Annotated in this window: 1 tRNA gene; it reads right to left on the reverse strand. The window is 47.5% G+C overall.

From position 1 onward, the window contains the following. Positions 1–145: 145 nt before the first annotated feature. Positions 146–221 (reverse strand) — tRNA-Glu (locus MMS95_RS24135). Positions 222–318 lie beyond the last annotated feature (97 nt).

The following is a 318-nucleotide window of genomic DNA, read 5'->3' on the forward strand; positions in this document are numbered from 1 at the left end:
AAATTTCAGCCGTCATGTTTCAATTTTCAGCTTGTTCCAGATTGTTAAAGAGCAATATCTTAAACATGACTCGGAAGTCATCTTTAAGATATGGTGTATCGTCAGATACTTTGGACCGCCGCTTTCACCGGGTGGGTCGGAAGCTTGGCGTCCCCTAGGGGATTCGAACCCCTGTTACCGCCGTGAAAGGGCGGTGTCCTAGGCCTCTAGACGAAGGGGACACGACACCGTACTTTTATGACGCTTTTGCTCGTTACTTTTTCATCAGACAATCTGTGTGAGCACGCCACTCGAAGCAATATCTTTAGGTAAGGAGGT

Source organism: Serratia sp. PGPR-27, from assembly GCF_022678525.1.
In the GTDB taxonomy this organism is placed as follows: Bacteria; Pseudomonadota; Gammaproteobacteria; order Enterobacterales; family Enterobacteriaceae; genus Serratia; species Serratia nematodiphila.